A 15,960-nucleotide genomic window follows, 5' to 3' on the forward strand; every position below is an offset into this window, starting at 1 on the left:
CGGCGCCTATAATTGAGAGTTTTTGCACTTCCCTCGTTTTAGCGCTATGCCTATCTATGCATACAAGTGTGGCTCCTGTGGCCACGCCAAGGATGTGCTGCGGAAAATCTCGGACGCGCCGCTGACCGTGTGCCCAGCTTGCGGGGCCGAGGCCTTTTCCAAGCAGCTCACAGCCCCGGGCTTTCAGCTCAAGGGCTCTGGCTGGTACGCCACGGACTTCAAGAACAGCGGCAGCAAACCGGCTGCAAGCAGCTCTCCATCCACTGACAGTGCTGCTGCGCCTGCAGCCGCTCCTGCTCCTGCCACCGCCAATTCCTGAGGCTCACTCACACTATGTCTGCATTGCGCAAGTGGTTGATTGCCGGCCTGCTGGTCATCGTTCCCTTGGTGATCACGCTGGGCGTGCTCAACTGGATCATAGGAACCCTGGACCAGACCTTGGCAATCCTGCCCGAGGCCTGGCAGCCCGACAAATTGCTGGGCATGCATATCCCGGGCTTCGGCGTCATATTGACTCTGCTGATTCTGCTGCTGGTCGGCGGCATTGCCAGCAACTTCATCGGCCGCAAGCTGGTGGGCTGGGGCGATGCGCTGGTGCGCCGCATTCCCGTGGTGCGCTCCATCTACTCCAGCGTCAAGCAGGTCTCGGATACCGTGTTCTCCGACAGCGGCAATGCCTTTCGCACCGCCGTGCTGGTGCAGTGGCCGCGCGAGGGCGTATGGACCGTGGCTTTTGTCACGGGTCAGCCCAGCGGTGAAGTGGCGGCCCTGCTGCGCGATGAATATGTGAGCGTCTTTGTGCCCACCACGCCCAACCCCACCGGGGGTTACTTCGTGCTGGTGCGCAAGAGCGAGTGCATCGAGCTGGAAATGAGCGTGGATGCGGCGCTCAAATACATTGTTTCGATGGGTGTGGTGGCTCCGCCAGACCTCGCCCTGATCGAAGAATCCAAACAAACAACCTTGTCGCACCCCTAAGGTGCAGGAAGACTTTTCATGGCAATGCGTTCTCAATACTGCGGTCTGGTGACCGAAGCCCAAATGGGCGAAACCGTGACCCTGTGCGGCTGGGTGAACCGCCGCCGTGACCACGGTGGTGTGATCTTCATCGACCTGCGCGACCGCGAAGGCTATGTGCAGGTGGTCTGCGACCCTGACCGTGCCGAGATGTTCAAGACCGCCGAAGGCATCCGCAACGAGTTCTGCGTGCAGGTCAAGGGCGTGGTGCGTGCACGTCCCGCAGGCACGACCAACGACAAGCTCAAGAGTGGCCAGATCGAAGTGCTGTGCCATGAGCTCAACGTGCTCAACGCTTCCGTCACGCCTCCCTTCCAGCTCGACGACGACAACCTGTCGGAAACCGTGCGCCTCACAAACCGCGTGCTGGACCTGCGCCGTCCCGTCATGCAGCGCAATATGATGCTGCGCTACAAGACCGCCATCCAGGTGCGCAACTATCTGGACAAGCTGGGCTTTATCGACATCGAAACCCCCATGCTGGGCAAGTCCACGCCCGAAGGTGCGCGCGACTACCTCGTGCCCTCGCGTGTGCATGACGGCGAATTCTTCGCGCTGCCCCAGTCGCCCCAGCTGTACAAGCAGATGCTGATGGTGGCCGGCTACGACCGCTACTACCAGATCACCAAGTGCTTCCGCGACGAAGACCTGCGCGCCGATCGCCAGCCCGAATTCACGCAGATCGACTGCGAAACCTCCTTCCTGAACGAAGAAGAGATCCGCGCCATCTTCCAGCAGATGATCACGGAAGTGTTCCAGACCCAACTGGGCGTGGAACTGGGCGAGTTCCCCATCATGACCTACCAGGACGCGGCCTTCCGCTTCGGTTCGGACAAGCCTGACCTGCGCGTCAAGCTGGAGTTCACCGAGCTGACCGACTGCATGGGCGACGTGGACTTCAAGGTCTTCTCCGTGCCTGCCACCACCAAGGGTGGCCGCGTGGTGGCCCTGCGCGTGCCTGGCGGTGCCCAGATTTCGCGTGGCGAGATCGACGGCTACACCGAGTTCGTCAAGATCTACGGCGCCAAGGGCCTGGCCTGGATCAAGGTCAATGAAGTGGCCAAGGGCCGTGACGGCCTGCAGTCGCCCATCGTCAAGAACATCCATGACGCGGCGATCGCTGAAATCTTGAAACGCACCGGCGCGCAAGACGGTGACCTGTTGTTCTTCGGTGCAGACAAGGAAAAGATCGTCAACGACTCCATCGGCGCCTTGCGCCTGAAGGTCGGTCACAGCGAATTCGGCAAGAAGAACGGTCTGTTCGAAGACAAATGGGCGCCGCTGTGGGTGGTGGACTTCCCCATGTTCGAACATGACGAGGAAGACAACCGTTGGGTGGCCGTGCACCACCCCTTCACCTCGCCCAAGGATGGCCACGAGGAGCTGATGGTCACCGACCCCGGCAAGTGCATCGCCAAGGCCTACGACATGGTGTTGAACGGCTGGGAGCTCGGCGGCGGCTCGGTGCGTATCCACCGCGCCGACGTGCAGGCCAAGGTGTTTGCGGCTCTGAACATCTCGCCCGAAGACCAGCGCGCCAAGTTCGGCTACCTGCTGGATGCGCTGCAATACGGCGCGCCTCCCCATGGCGGCCTGGCCTTCGGCCTGGATCGTCTGATCACGCTGATGACTGGTTCGGACTCCATCCGCGACGTGATTGCCTTCCCCAAGACCCAGCGCGCCCAGGATCTGCTGACCCAGGCTCCTTCGCCCGTGGATGAGAAGCAGCTGCGCGAGCTGCACATCAAGCTGCGCAACCCCATGGTGACCACCACCGAGGCTTGATGCATTGCTGTCGGCACAAGGCCTTGAGGCTTTGTGCGATAGTCCGGGCGCCAGACAGCGAATTCGCTGCTGGCGCTTTTTTGTTGCCGGGCCGCCCAAAGGCAAAAAGCGGTCCCCACCGGGGACAGCGGCCACACGTCAATGGGCGCGTGAGGGTATTTGTTGGTTGTTGCTAGGCTATCAATAGCTGAAGCCGCCTGTCTTTATTGATATTCCATGAATTTGATACCTGAAATCCATGATGGACGCGCGCAGTCAGCTCTCAAAATGGCTGCAATAGCCTTGCTGACAGGCTTGGCCCTGGCCGGCTGCAACAAGCAGCAGACCGAGCTGGGGCAGGGGGGCTCCGAGATCTCGGGCTCCGCCGGACCGCTGGGTGCCAACCACGCGGCCAAGTCGCTGGAGCAATGCGATGCGCCCATCGCCACCGTGGCCCTGGTGGAGAATCCGCGCGGCTATGTCATGCCTCACGGCAACGGTCAATTGCCGCCCACGCCCGTGCCGCTGATCAAGCTGCTGGCCCAGCAAAGCGGGTGCTTCCGCGTGGTGGACCGCAACGCCGGCCTGCAGGGCACGATCCAGGAGGGCGAGCTGCGCGACTCGGGCGTGTTGCGCAAGAACGGCACGGTGCACAAGGGCCGGGGCTACGAGGCCCAGTACCAGATGGTGCCCAGCCTGACCTTCAGCGAGCAGAATGCGGGCGGCGGCCTGTCCGGCATCATCGCCATGATTCCCGTGTTGCGCGATATTGCCGGGCTGGCGGGTCTGGCCGAGAACGTCAAGCTCAAGGAAGCTCAGACCGCGCTGTTTCTAACCGATACCGAAACCACGGAGCAGGTGGCGGCCTCCACCGGCTCGGCCCGCGCCACCGACCTGGGCGTGGGTGGCCTGGTGCTGGGCAAGCTGGGCGGCGGTGGCGGCGCGGGCTGGAGCAATACCAATGAAGGCAAGGTCATCGCAGCGGCTTTTCTCGATGCCCACAACCAGCTGGTGCACCAGCTGCGCGCGCTGCAGGCCAAGGAGCTGCCGCCGGCCGTGGCCACCAGGGCAGGTCGCTCCTGAGTCGATGGCCGTGCTCAGCCTGCCGTCATGCTCCAGGCGTAGGATGGAGGCATGACTTCATCGTCCGAAGAATCCAGGCCACTGCCCAGGCCCTACAAGATTCCGGAATCCGTGCTCGTGGTGATCTACCGCGAGGGCGGACAGGTCCTGCTGCTGCGCCGCACCCTGCCAGCGCCGCAGGGCGAGGATTTCTGGCAATCGGTGACCGGCAGCAAGGACAGCGCTCAGGAAGACTGGCGCGAGACCGCCGTGCGCGAGGTGCTGGAAGAAACCGGTATCGATGCACTGGCCGAAGGCTGCCAGCTCACGGACTGGGAACTTGAGAACATCTACACCATCTATCCAGAGTGGCAGCACCGCTATGCGCCAGGGGTCTGGCACAACCATGAAAGAGTCTTCGGGCTTCGTGTGCCGTCCTACATGCCTGTGCACTTGAATCCGAGAGAGCACACCGCACATGATTGGCATGATTGGCGCGAAGCAGCCCGGCGCTGCTTTTCCTCTTCCAATGCCGAAGCGATTTTGCTGCTGCCGCGCTTCGCACCGGAGCTTGCCGGTGCCCAAGACCGTTTGCCGCAGCCATGAACAAGCCTGAGCCTATGCCTGAAACACAGTTGTCCGCCGCAGCCGATCCGCAGATTCTGCGTGTGGCCACTTACAACATTCACAAGGGAGTGCAGGGCCTGGGGCCCGCCAGACGGCTGGAAATCCACAATCTGGGACTGGCCGTGGAGCAGCTCGATGCCGATATCGTCTGCCTGCAGGAAGTGCGCAAGATGAATCGCAAGGAGGAGCAGTACTTCGACCGCTGGCCCAGCGTGCCCCAGGCCGAATATCTGGCTCCCGAAGGCTACGAATCCGTTTACCTGACCAATGCCTACACGCGCGATGGCGAGCACGGCAACGCGCTGCTCAGCCGCTGGCCCGTGATCGGCTACCAGCGCGAGGACATCTCCGACCACCGTTTCGAGCAGCGCGGCCTGCTGCATGTGGAGCTGGATATTCAGGGCAAGCGCGTGCACTCCATCGTCGTGCACCTGGGCCTGATTCATGGCAGCCGCATTCGCCAGATTGCCCAGCTGCATCGCTTCATCGAGCGCGAGGTGCCGCCCAATGCCCCGCTGGTGGTGGCGGGCGACTTCAATGACTGGGGCAACCAGATCAAGCGCATGCTGGCCGGCTTTGGCCTGTTCGAGTTCGAAGGCGATCGCGGTGCACTGACCTATCCCTCGCGCCTGCCGATTGCCCAGCTGGACCACATCTATGTGCGCGGGCTGACGCCGCTGGGCCTGCAGGTGCCCAAGGGGCGCATCTGGTGGCGCATGTCGGACCATCTGCCCCTCATCGCAGAGTTCAGGCTGTAACACCCCCTGAGGCGCTTTGCGCCTTCCCCCTCTGTTCAGGAGGGGGACGACAGCTTCGCTGCGGGGCGGCCCTTGCTTGCTGTCTCTTGTTTAGGCTCTGCCTGATCTGAGTTGCTCCTGAAATAATAGCTTTCTGGGCCTTCTAAATCAGCCTGGGATGACAAATCCTTTGTGGCCTTGGGTCGTTTATTCGCTGGTACCATGCCTGCCATGTTCAGAGATCTCGCCGACATGAAAAAAGACAACTCAGCCGAGGGGACGCCCGTCTCGGTCAAGATCCGCGAGCGGCTGCATGCAGCGCAGAAGCGCTTCCACGCTAACGACAATATTTCCGAATTCATCGAGCCCGGCGAGCTGGAAAAGCTGCTGGACGAGGTGCAGGAGAAGATGCAGGGCGTGCTCGACTCCATGGTCATCGACACCGAGCACGATCACAATACCCGCGCCACGGCCCGCCGCGTGGCCAAGATGTACCTCAACGAAGTGTTCCGCGGCCGCTATGTGCACCAACCCGCGATCACCGAGTTCCCCAATGCCGAGCATCTGAACGAGCTGATGATTGTCGGCCCGATCACCGTGCGCAGCGCCTGCAGCCACCACCTGTGTCCCGTGATCGGCAAGATCTGGATCGGCGTGCTGCCCAACAAGAACACGAATGTGATCGGCCTGTCCAAGTACGCCCGTCTGGTGGACTGGATCATGGGTCGCCCGCAGATTCAGGAAGAAGCCATCATCCAGCTGGCCGACCTGATCATGGACAAGACCCGTCCCGACGGCCTGGCCGTGGTCATGGAGGCATCCCACTTCTGCATGTCCTGGCGCGGCGTGCGCGAGATGGACAGCAAGATGCTCAACTCCGTCATGCGCGGTGCTTTCCTCACCAACTCCGAACTGCGCCGCGAATTCCTGTCGCTCATAGCAGCTAGAAAATAAATGATCCCCCTGTGGCGCTTCGTGCCTTCCCCCACGGGGGGACAACGCCTTTGCTGCGGGGCGGCCCTTGCTTGGCGTCCCTCACAAGTGCTGTGCCAGTCACATCAGGCACTGGTCATGTGCGGCCAGATGAGCAACTGAATTTTTCTTTTCAAAAGGCTGCGCGTCGCGCGGCCTTTTGCATTTCTGGCCCTCATGTCCCTGCAAGCGTTCACTCTCATCATTTTGGCCGGCCTGATTCATTCGGGCTGGAATATCGTGGCCAAGAAGGCGAGGGGAGATGCGCGCTTTTCGCTGTATGTCTCGGTCTTCAATGCGCTGATCTGGGCGCCGCTGGGCTGGTGGCTGGGGCGGGATGTGGTGCCGGGATGGGGCTGGATGGAATGGGGCTTCGTCACGGCCAGTGCCTTGCTGCATGTGGCGTATTTTGTCGTGCTGCTGCGTGGCTACCGCGTGGCGGATCTGACGGTGGTCTATCCGCTGGCGCGTGGCAGCGGGCCGCTGATTTCTTCGCTGGTGGCGGTGCTGTTCCTGGGAGAGCAGATTTCCACACTCGGTGCAGCCGGCATCGCAGGCGTGGTGCTGGGCGTGTTTCTGATTGCCGGTGGACCGCGCATGATTCTGGCCGTCCGTGAGGGCCAGAATGCCGAGGCCCGCCAGCGCGTGCTGGCCGGGCTGTACTACGGCTTGCTGACGGGCATGTTCATTGCCGCCTATACGGTGGTGGACAGCTACGCGGTCAAGATGCTGCTGATGTCGCCGATTCTGGTGGACTATGTGGGCAATCTGATCCGGCTGCTCGTTCTGGCCCCGCTGGCGGTGCAGGACTGGTCCGAGACCCGGCGGCTGTGGCGCGTGCAGTGGCGTTATGCGGCTCTGGTGGCCTTTTTCAGTCCCATTGCCTATGTGCTGGTGCTGTATGCGGTGCAAAGCGCGCCCATCTCCCACGTGGCTCCCGCGCGCGAGGTCTCCATGCTGTTTGCCGCGCTGATCGGCGGCAAGCTGCTGGGCGAGGGCGATAGAGGTCTGCGCATTGCGGGCGCCATCATGATCGCGCTTGGCGTGACGGCGCTGGGTCTGGGTTGAACAGGGGCTTGGCATGCAGTTCACACGATTGCTGGGTTGTGACTTCAGCAGCAGTCCAAACCGGCGCAAGCCCATAGTCGTGGCACGTGGGCGGCTATGTATTGATGAGCAATTCATACAGCTGCAGCAGCTTATTGAGTTTGACTCGCTCGATACTTGGCAGCAGTGGCTGGCCAGCGCGGAGCATGGCCCCTGGGTCGGCGGCTTTGACCTGCCCTTTGGCCTGCCCAGGGAGTTGCTGCAAGCACTGGGCTGGCCCATGGAATGGGCGGCTTGCATGGACTTCTACGCCGGCCTGAGCCGTGCGCAGATACGCGAGCAGTTCAAGTCTTTCTGTGATGCCCGGCCTGCCGGCAGCAAGTTTGCGCACCGTGCCACCGACTTGCCTGCAGGCTCCAGCCCATCCATGAAATGGGTGAACCCGCCGGTGGCCTATATGTTGCATGCGGGCCTGCCCAGGCTACGCGCAGCCGATGTTTACCTGCCAGGGCTTGAGCCCCTGAAACCCCAGGCGCAGCGCGTGGCGCTGGAGGCCTATCCAGGCCTGCTGGCGCGCACCGTGCTGGGACGGCGCAGCTACAAAAGTGATGATGCGAGCAAACAGACGACAGCACGTGCAGAAGCCAGGGCTCTGTTGCTGCAGGCGCTGGAGCAGGGCGATGCGGGCGGCCTGGGGCTAAGCCTGCAGCTGGACGAAGTGCAGCGCAGCCTTCTGCTGGCCGATGGCAAAGGGGATGCGCTCGATGCCGTGCTGTGCCTGATGCAGGCCGGCTGGGCCGCCTGCCGGCACCATGCTGGCGACAGCTTGTACGGCCTGCCGCCGGACATGGATGCGCTGGAGGGCTGGATTGTCACCGCGGGTATGCCGTCACCGGGAGTAGCCAAGTCTTGATAAAGCCGAATTTTCACTGGAGCCACTCGCTATGCCTGTGCGTTGCATTGCTGGCCGCGCAGCAGCCCGCTGTTCAGGCCGCGCCTGCGCCCTGGTATCTGTGGCGCAGCCAGCTCGATGGCGCGCTGACCTGCCAGCAGTTCTCGCCGGGTCAGGCCTGGAGCCTCTACGACGGTCCGTTTGCCGATCTGGCCTGCCAGAAGCGTGTGACTATCAAAAGGTGAGCTGCCCGCGCTTGATAATCCAAGGTTTAGATGTGTAATCAGTGCAGATTGAGAGACTGCAGCGCGCAAGCAGCTATTGATTTGATTGCCGCAGAGAAATCCATATGCCTACTTTGCAGACCTTGATCGCGTTTTTCGGTGTGGCCGTCCTGCTGGGCCTGAGCCCTGGGCCGGACAATCTGTTCGTGCTCATGCAGTCGGCCCAGCGCGGCTGGCGTGTGGGCCTGTGCGTGGTGCTGGGTCTGTGCCTGGGTCTGGTGGGGCACACGGCCGCCGTGGCCATGGGGCTGGCCGCCATGGTGGCGACTTCGCCCATGCTGTTTACGGCCATCAAGCTGTGTGGCGCGGCCTATCTGCTGTATCTGGCCTGGGGCGCCTGGCGCGCACCGGTCAGCGCCGGGGGCTCGGTGCTGCAGCAGTCCGAGCGTGACCGGCTCACCTGGGACTCGGCCCTGCGCTGGGTGGGGCGCGGCACAGTCATGAACCTGACCAATCCCAAGGTGCTGATCTTTTTCCTGGCCTTTTTGCCGCAGTTCGCCGACCCGGCCCGCGGCAGCCTGGCGCTGCAGGTCGTCGTGCTGGGCTGCGTGTTCATGCTGGCGGCGCTGCTGGTGTTCGGCTCCATTGCCTGCGGCTCTGGCCTGTTCGGCGAGCTGCTGCTGCGCTCGGCCCGCGCCCAGCGCTGGCTCAACCGCATCGCCGCCACGGTATTTGGCGCGCTGGCGCTAAAACTGGCTTTAGCCCAGCGCTGAAACAAATATCTTCAAAAACTGGCGCGGTCCAAGCCAGGGATGCCGAGCAAGAGCCGCCTCGCGGCGGGGCCGCCCAGGCGAAGGCATCGTCCCCCTCCCATAGCGCGAAGCGCGTAGAGAGAGGGGGAAGGCGCGCAGCGCCTCAGGGGGTGTTCAACGTCACCCCCAGGATAAGGAAGACAGGTCGTTGACGAAGACGGGCATATCCTTCCACAGCCCGCGCAGCTTCTTGTCGGCCACGCTGACCCATTGCGGGGTGTAGAGGAAACCGTGTACCGCGTCCCTGGCCAGCAGGCGCTGGGCATCGCCGAGCAGGCGGGCTCGGTCTGCCGGGCGCGGGGTGCTTTTGATCTTCTCGAACAGCTCGTTGAACTCCTGGGAGTGGTAGCCCCAGTAATAGTCGGGCTTGGCAAAGTTGCCCAGATCGAAGGGCTCCACATGGGAAATGATGGTCAGGTCATAGTTCTTGTTGGTATAGGTACCCGACAGCCACTGGGCCCATTCCACGTTCTGCAGCTTGACCTGAATGCCGATCTTGGCCAGCTGGGCTGCAATCAACTCGCCCCCCTGGCGCGCATAGGGAGTGGGCGGCAAGGTCATGGTCAGCGACAGCGGCGTCTTGATGCCGGCCTCGGCCATCAGCGCCTTGGCTTTTTCCAGATCAAAGGGGTTGACGCCCGTGGTGTCCACATAGCCGAAGGCCGTGGGCACGTAGTAGCTGCCTATGGGCACGCCATAACCGTCGGCAGCGCCGGCAATCACGGCCTTGCGGTCGATGGCTGCGGCGATGGCGCGGCGCACGCGTACATCGTTCAAGGGCTTGCGCGCATTGTTGATGGCCAGGATGGTCTTGGCGCGTGAATTGCTCACCACCACCTGAAAGCGCGGGTTACGCTGGAACTGGGGCACGCTGCGCGGCGTCACGCGGGGGAAGGCGTCCACGTCTCCGGCCAGCAGCGCCGCGACCTGGGCTGCAGGGTCGGGGATGAAGCGAAATACGGCGCGCTTGATGCGAATGCTCTGCGCCGCGCGGAACTCGGGCCAAGCGGCCAGGGTTACCGACGAGCCCTTGCTCCAGCTGCGCAGCACATAGGGGCCGGTGCCCACGGGCTTGGCGGCATTGGTGGCGGCGCTTTTGGGCTCGACGATGATGGAGGTGGCCTGGCCCATCACGAACAGGAAATCGGGGTCTATGTCCTTGTTGGTGATGACGATGGTGTGCTCGTCCGAAACCTGGGTGCTGAGGTTGGCAAAAGTGCGCTTGTCCTTGTTGGTGCTCTTGTCGCCGGCTGCGCGGTCGAACGAGAACTTCACGGCGGCGGCGTTGAAGGGTTCGCCGTTGTGGAATTTCACATTCTTGCGCAGGCGGAAGGTATAGGTCTTGAGGTCGGAAGAAACCTCCCAGCTCTCGGCCAGCAGGGGTGAGACGCTGCCATCGGAGTTGATCTTGGTCAGTGTCTCGAAGAGGTTGTAGTGCACCACTTCGGCAATCGAAGAGGCTGCGCCTGCAGTGGGGTCCAGTCCTGGCGGCTCCAGCGTCATGGCCAGCGTGACGCTGTCTTTTTTGGCCTGGGCCAGAGCGGGCCAGGCCGTGAACAAGGGCAAGCTGGCAGCCGAGCTGGCCAGCAAGGAGCGGCGATTGAGCATCAACAAAGTCTCCGAAGGGCGTGCGCAACCCTGAAAGCTGCGCAAAAAGGCGGTGCAGTCCATGGCGATAGAGCCAAGGCTGTTTCACCTGCCTTTTTACACCAGGCCACGGGTGCTACCCGAGCTCGACCGGCATATAAGCGGTAACTTCCGTCAGCCTATGCGTGGAGCGGCGCGGACCAGGGATTGGGTGTAGGGATGCTCGGGGGCACTGAAAAGTTTCTGCGGTGTGCCGCGCTCCACGATTTCGCCTTGATAGAGCACGATGACCTGGTCGCAGACATGTTGCACCACGGCCAGATCGTGGCTGATGAAGAGGTAGGACAGGCCCAGCTCCCGCTGCAGATCCTGCATGAGGTTCAGCACCTGGGCCTGCACCGAGACATCGAGTGCGCTGACGGGCTCGTCGGCCACGATCAGGCGTGGCCTGGTCATCAGCGCACGGGCGATGGCAATGCGCTGGCGTTGGCCGCCAGAAAACTCATGCGGGTATTTGTGCGCGTCCTGCTCGCGCAGGCCAACCTGCTGCAGCACGTCGTGCACGCGTTGCCGCTGTTCATCATGGCTGGGCTTTTCATGCAGGGTGATCAAGGGCTCGGCAAGAATGCGAGCCACGGTCATGCGTGGGTCCAGCGATCCGTAGGGGTCCTGGAACACCATTTGAAAATCACGGCGCGCGGCGCGCAGCTCGCGCTCACCCAGTTGGTGCAGACTGCGGCCCAGCAGTTCCACGCTGCCGGCGCTGGGCCGGTCCAGCGCCATGATCAGACGGGCCAGCGTGGATTTGCCCGAGCCCGATTCGCCGACCACGCCCAGGCTCTGGCCGGCAGCCAGTTCAAAGCTCACGCCGCGCAGCGCCTGCAGCGGCTCGGCCGCATGCCACAGGGAGGTGCGCGGTCTGGGATAGGCACGTTCCAGCCCGTTAACCCTTAGCAGTGGCGCGCTGGATGCTGCGATTTCAGGAGTCATCTCCGGGCTCATGGCTGCTCTCCGGGCTGCAGGGCTGCTTCATACAGGCAGTGCGCGATATGGGGCTGGCGCCAGAAAGCCAGGGAAGCCGGGGCGGCGGTGCCGGGCGCTTGCAGCAAGTGGGCGGGCGGCGTCTGCAGATAGCAGTCGCCCTGGGTATAAGGACAGCGGCCCGCAAACGGACAGCCAGCGGGAAGATCGACCAGCTCCGGCACGGTACCCGCGATGGTGGGCAGTTGGGTGGGCTGCGAGATCCGGGTGCTGGCCACATTGAGCTGCGGCCGCGCGGCAAACAGGCCACGCGTGTAGGGGTGGGCGCGGCGGGCAAACACGGCCTCGGTCATGCCGGACTCGACCACCGTGCCGCCGTACATGACCAGCAACTGCTCGGCATTCTGGGCAATCACGCCCAGATCATGCGAGATCAGCACCAGTGCCATGGAGTGCTCGGCCACCAGCTCCTGCAGCAGGTCAAGAATGCGTTGCTGCACGGTGACATCAAGGGCCGTTGTGGGCTCATCGGCCACCAGCAGGTCGGGACCGCAGGCCAGGGCCATGGCAATCATGATGCGCTGGCGCTGGCCGCCCGAGAACTGGTGCGGATAATCATGAAGTCGCTGTGCGGCCTGGGCAATGCCTACGCGTTCCAGCAGCTCGGTGGCGCGGGCGAGGGCCTGGGCACGGCTCAGACCCAGGTGCAGGCGCAGCGGCTCTGCAACTTGGCGGCCAATGCTGTGCACGGGGTTGAGGGCGCTCATGGGTTCCTGAAAGACCATGGCCAGACGATTGCCGCGCAGCGCGCACAGCTGGCGCTCGTTCAGGTCCAGCAGTTCCTTGCCATCCAGGCGTATGCTGCCGCTGACCTGGGCATGTTCGGGCAGCAGGCCCATCAGGGACAGCGCCGTCAGCGATTTGCCGCAGCCCGATTCACCGATCAGGCCCAGCGTGGCTCCATGCTCCAGCGTGAAGCTGACATTGCGCACGGCCTGGGCCAGCCCGCGCGGAGTTTGCAGATTGATGCAGAGGTTGGATACTTCAAGCAAAGCCATGGTCGGCATTCCTGCGCATTAGCGCTCGCGTGTCAGTCGGGGGTCCAGCAGATCGCGCAGACCGTCGCCCAGCAGGTTCAGGCCCAGCACCGACAGGGCAATCGCCACGCCGGGCCAGACGGCCAGCAACGGTGCCTGGAACATCAGGGTTTGGGCTTCGCTGAGCATGCGGCCCCAGGAGGGCTGGGGCGGCTGGGTGCCCAGGCCCAGGTAGGACAGGGCGGCCTCGGCCAGAATGGCCAGCGCAAACTGTATGGTGGCCTGCACCACCAGTACCGAGGCGATATTGGGCAACACATGGCGCAGGGTGATGGCCGTGCGGCCTTGCCCACAGGCGCGCGCCGCCATCACGTAGTCGCGTGCCCAGATGGCATTGGCAGAGGCTCGGGTGATGCGCGCAAAGGTCGGAATGTTGAAGATGCCGATGGCGATGATGGCATTGACCATGCCCGGCCCGAAGACTGCCGTGAGCATGATGGCCGAGAGCAGGGCGGGAAAGGCGAAGGTGAAGTCCGCCAGCCGCATGATGATTTCTTCCACCCAGCCACGACGTGCGGCGGCGATCAGGCCCAGCACCACGCCCAGGCATAAGCCTATGCCCACGGCGATCAGGCCTACGGCAATCGAGGCACGGGCGCCGACGAGTATCTGGGAGGCCACATCACGCCCGTAGGCATCGGTGCCCAGCCAGTGCTGGCCGCTGGCCGGCAGCAAGGCGGCATCCATATCCATCTCGTAGGCAGAGCCCGGCGTCCAGACAAAGGACAGCAGGGCTGCGGCAATCAACAAGATGGTGAGCATGGCGCCCAGCACAAAGCTGCGATGCCGCAGGGCTCGCTGCAGCAGGTTTTGCGGTTGCTGGCGACTGAGCGCGCGCGTGGGATAGGAAAAAGGCTCCGGCGCGCTCATATATCGCTGGCCTGGATGCGCGGGTCTATGAATGCGTAGAGCATGTCGACCACAAAATTGACAAAGATCACCATGGCTGCCAGCAGCAGCACGCAGTTGCGCACCACGATCACATCGCGGTTGGAGATGGACTGAAAGATCAGCCGGCCAAGCCCTGGCAGATAGAACACACTCTCCACGACGATGGTGCCGGCCAGCAGATTGGCAAACTGCAGGCCCATGACGGTGACGACGGGAATCATGGCATTGCGCAGCACATGGCCCCAGAGCGCGGAGCGGCGGGACAGCCCCTTGGCACGCGCCGTGCGTACAAAGTCCTCGCGCAGTACCTCCAGCACGGCAGAGCGTGTGATGCGCGCCAGGATGGCGGCCTGCACCACGGCCAGAGAGATGGCGGGCAGCAGCAGCGCCTGCAGCGCAGGCCAGAAGCCGCCGCCGTCTTCCTCGCGCCAGCCCGGAAAGCCGCCGGCCGAGAACCATTGCAGCTTGACCGAAAACAGCAGGATCAAAAGAATCGCAAACCAGAAGTTGGGGATGGCAATGCCGATCTGCGCCAGTCCCATGACGCCGATATCGCCCCAGCGCTTGTGCCTGGCTGCGGCAAACACACCGGCGGCGATGGCCAGCACGGCCGTGATGAGCATGGCCAACACCGCCAGCGGCACCGTCACCAGCAGCCGCTCCCAGACCAGCTCGGATACGGGGGAGCCGTAGGCGTAGCTGTTGCCCATGTCTCCATGCAGCAGACCGCGGATCCACTGGCCGTAACGGGTGAGAACTGGTTGATCGAGACCCAGTTGCTGCACCATGGCTTGCACGGCCTCAGGCTCTGCATCGGGGCCCATGAGCATCTGGGCAGCATCGCCGGGCAGGATTTCAAGCACGGCAAAGACCACGATGGAGGCACCGAGCAAAGTGACTATCAGGGTGATCAGGCGTTTGAGCAGAAAGATGCTCATGACTTCAGGCGGATTTCATCGGAGGAAAAATCGGAGAGGAAGGTGTATCCAGGCTTCGATTGCGCTGTGCAGCATAGCGGCAATTGCGCAGCGCCGTGCTGCAGCCCCAGACTTTGCCTGACGGGCAGCGCTGTCTCTTGGCGCACAGGATAATGTGCCTTCGAAAGATGTATAGCCCACCAAAACTGGCGTACCCCGAGCGAGGGACGCCGAGCAAGGGCCGCCCCGCAGCAAGGGCGTCGTCCCCCTTTGGGGGAAGGCGCGCAGCGCCTCAGGGGGAAAGGACAATATGGCATTGATGATCACCGATGAATGCATCAACTGTGATGTGTGCGAGCCCGAGTGCCCGAACGACGCCATCTATATGGGCGAAGAGTTCTACGAGATAGACCCGCACAAATGCACCGAGTGTGTGGGGCACTTCGACGAGCCGCAGTGCGTGCAGATCTGCCCGGTGGCCTGTATTCCCGTCAATCCCGAATACATCGAAAGCCGCGAGGTATTGCTCAGAAAATATGAGCTGCTTACGCAAGCCAAGAAGGCAGATTAAAGCCTTTCTGGGAGAAATCCCAGGCCCATCAAGCGCTGATAGCTCCTTTTCAAGGAGCTATTTTTTATTCAGGCTGGCTTTGCGGGTTGGCTGCGGCTTCGGGTGCGGGCTTGCGTGGGGGCTTGGGACGTGGCGCCTTGGTGGTATGGATGGCGAGAGTGGCCTTGTCCATCTGGCCGGCCACCATCTCGGGCCAGGCCTTGAGCGAATGTGAGATCGCGTCTTCGATCAGCTTGAGCTGATCGGGAGCTGGCTTCTTGAGCACCCAGTTGGCGACTTCGCCCTTGTTGCCGGGGTGGCCTATGCCCACGCGAAGGCGCCAGTAGTTGGGTGAGCCCAGCTGCGCATGAATGTCGCGCAGACCGTTGTGGCCGCCATGGCTGCCGCCTTGCTTGAGTTTGACCACGCCAGGTTCAAAGTCCAGCTCGTCATGCACGACCAGCACTTCCTCGGGCTGAATCTTGAAAAAGCGTGCCAGTGAGCCTACCGATTTGCCGGAGAGGTTCATGAAGGTCTGTGGCTCCAGCAGCCAGACGTTCTGACCGTGGATGGTGGTGCGTGCCATCAGGCCCCAGTAGCTGCGCTCGGGCACCAGTGTGACCTTGAGTTCGCGCGCCAGTGCATCAATCCACCAGAAGCCTGCGTTATGGCGCGTATCTTCGTATTCAGGGCCAGGATTGCCGAGGCCGACAAACAGTTTGATCATGGCTTGATTATCTTCTTGCTGAAAAAGGTGGACGAGGGATTGGCAAGGTTCCAAAG

Annotated in this window: 18 protein-coding genes; 12 read left to right on the top strand and 6 right to left on the bottom strand. The window is 62.7% G+C overall.

Annotated elements, in window-relative coordinates; genetic code table 11:
- Nucleotides 1-46: 46 nt before the first annotated feature.
- The 11 genes from QMY55_RS04155 to QMY55_RS04205 all read left to right on the top strand — a co-directional run bounded on the left by QMY55_RS04155 (nt 47) and on the right by QMY55_RS04205 (nt 9,115).
- Nucleotides 47-319: an FmdB family zinc ribbon protein gene (locus QMY55_RS04155; RefSeq protein WP_283487440.1), complete on the top strand. Its 273-nt coding sequence runs from the start codon at nt 47-49 to the stop codon at nt 317-319.
- A gap of 14 nt (nt 320-333) precedes the next feature.
- Nucleotides 334-978, top strand: coding sequence for a DUF502 domain-containing protein (locus QMY55_RS04160; protein WP_283487441.1), 645 nt, complete (start codon nt 334-336; stop codon nt 976-978).
- An 18-nt stretch (nt 979-996) separates the two neighbouring features.
- Nucleotides 997-2,802: an aspartate--tRNA ligase gene (gene aspS / locus QMY55_RS04165; protein ID WP_283487442.1), complete on the top strand. Its 1,806-nt coding sequence runs from the start codon at nt 997-999 to the stop codon at nt 2,800-2,802.
- 267 nt (nt 2,803-3,069) lie between these two features.
- Nucleotides 3,070-3,864, top strand: coding sequence for a CsgG/HfaB family protein (locus QMY55_RS04170; protein ID WP_283487443.1), 795 nt, complete (start codon nt 3,070-3,072; stop codon nt 3,862-3,864).
- Nucleotides 3,865-3,915: 51 nt separating this feature from the next.
- On the top strand, nt 3,916-4,449 hold the full coding sequence (gene nudB / locus QMY55_RS04175) for a dihydroneopterin triphosphate diphosphatase (RefSeq protein WP_283487444.1): 534 nt from the start codon (nt 3,916-3,918) through the stop codon (nt 4,447-4,449).
- 14 nt (nt 4,450-4,463) lie between these two features.
- Entirely contained in the window at nt 4,464-5,228 is a 765-nt protein-coding gene (locus QMY55_RS04180) for an endonuclease/exonuclease/phosphatase family protein (RefSeq protein WP_283488880.1), read from the top strand.
- A 210-nt stretch (nt 5,229-5,438) separates the two neighbouring features.
- Nucleotides 5,439-6,161 carry a GTP cyclohydrolase I gene (gene folE / locus QMY55_RS04185; RefSeq protein ID WP_283487445.1) on the top strand — a complete coding sequence of 241 codons (723 nt, stop codon included), beginning with the start codon at nt 5,439-5,441 and terminating at the stop codon, nt 6,159-6,161.
- A 195-nt stretch (nt 6,162-6,356) separates the two neighbouring features.
- A complete protein-coding gene (locus QMY55_RS04190) occupies nt 6,357-7,247 on the top strand; it encodes a DMT family transporter (RefSeq protein ID WP_283487446.1) in 891 nt (296 codons plus the stop codon).
- Between the two features lie 13 nt (nt 7,248-7,260).
- Complete coding sequence (locus tag QMY55_RS04195) at nt 7,261-8,139, top strand: DUF429 domain-containing protein (RefSeq protein WP_283487447.1); 879 nt, start codon at nt 7,261-7,263, stop codon at nt 8,137-8,139.
- The gene (locus tag QMY55_RS04200; protein ID WP_283487448.1) at nt 8,136-8,363 is read left to right on the top strand and encodes a hypothetical protein; all 228 of its coding nucleotides are present in this window, start codon (nt 8,136-8,138) and stop codon (nt 8,361-8,363) included. Before QMY55_RS04195 ends, QMY55_RS04200 begins: the two co-directional genes overlap by 4 nt.
- 104 nt (nt 8,364-8,467) lie before the next feature.
- A complete protein-coding gene (locus QMY55_RS04205; protein ID WP_283487449.1) occupies nt 8,468-9,115 on the top strand; it encodes a LysE family translocator in 648 nt (215 codons plus the stop codon).
- Nucleotides 9,116-9,274: 159 nt separating this feature from the next.
- On the opposite strand, the gene QMY55_RS04210 is transcribed toward QMY55_RS04205, so the two are convergent.
- The 5 genes from QMY55_RS04210 to QMY55_RS04230 all read right to left on the bottom strand — a co-directional run bounded on the left by QMY55_RS04210 (nt 9,275) and on the right by QMY55_RS04230 (nt 14,648).
- Nucleotides 9,275-10,762, bottom strand: coding sequence for an ABC transporter substrate-binding protein (locus tag QMY55_RS04210; protein WP_283487450.1), 1,488 nt, complete (start codon nt 10,760-10,762; stop codon nt 9,275-9,277).
- Between the two features lie 153 nt (nt 10,763-10,915).
- The gene (locus QMY55_RS04215) at nt 10,916-11,743 is read right to left on the bottom strand and encodes an ATP-binding cassette domain-containing protein (RefSeq protein ID WP_283487451.1); all 828 of its coding nucleotides are present in this window, start codon (nt 11,741-11,743) and stop codon (nt 10,916-10,918) included.
- On the bottom strand, nt 11,740-12,780 hold the full coding sequence (locus QMY55_RS04220; protein WP_283487452.1) for an ABC transporter ATP-binding protein: 1,041 nt from the start codon (nt 12,778-12,780) through the stop codon (nt 11,740-11,742). The genes QMY55_RS04215 and QMY55_RS04220 overlap by 4 nt, the downstream gene beginning before the upstream one ends.
- A gap of 18 nt (nt 12,781-12,798) precedes the next feature.
- Nucleotides 12,799-13,689 carry an ABC transporter permease gene (locus QMY55_RS04225; RefSeq protein ID WP_283487453.1) on the bottom strand — a complete coding sequence of 297 codons (891 nt, stop codon included), beginning with the start codon at nt 13,687-13,689 and terminating at the stop codon, nt 12,799-12,801.
- Nucleotides 13,686-14,648 (bottom strand): ABC transporter permease, encoded by a 963-nt coding sequence (locus tag QMY55_RS04230; protein ID WP_283487454.1) that lies wholly within the window; start codon nt 14,646-14,648, stop codon nt 13,686-13,688. The genes QMY55_RS04225 and QMY55_RS04230 overlap by 4 nt, the downstream gene beginning before the upstream one ends.
- A gap of 289 nt (nt 14,649-14,937) precedes the next feature.
- On the opposite strand from QMY55_RS04230, the gene QMY55_RS04235 reads away from it, so the two are divergent.
- Nucleotides 14,938-15,198 (top strand): YfhL family 4Fe-4S dicluster ferredoxin, encoded by a 261-nt coding sequence (locus QMY55_RS04235; protein WP_283487455.1) that lies wholly within the window; start codon nt 14,938-14,940, stop codon nt 15,196-15,198.
- 64 nt (nt 15,199-15,262) lie between these two features.
- On the opposite strand, the gene pth is transcribed toward QMY55_RS04235, so the two are convergent.
- On the bottom strand, nt 15,263-15,904 hold the full coding sequence (gene pth, locus QMY55_RS04240) for an aminoacyl-tRNA hydrolase (protein WP_283487456.1): 642 nt from the start codon (nt 15,902-15,904) through the stop codon (nt 15,263-15,265).
- Nucleotides 15,905-15,960: the final 56 nt, after the last annotated feature.

The organism is Comamonas resistens (assembly GCF_030064165.1).
Lineage (GTDB): Bacteria > Pseudomonadota > Gammaproteobacteria > Burkholderiales > Burkholderiaceae_C > Comamonas > Comamonas resistens.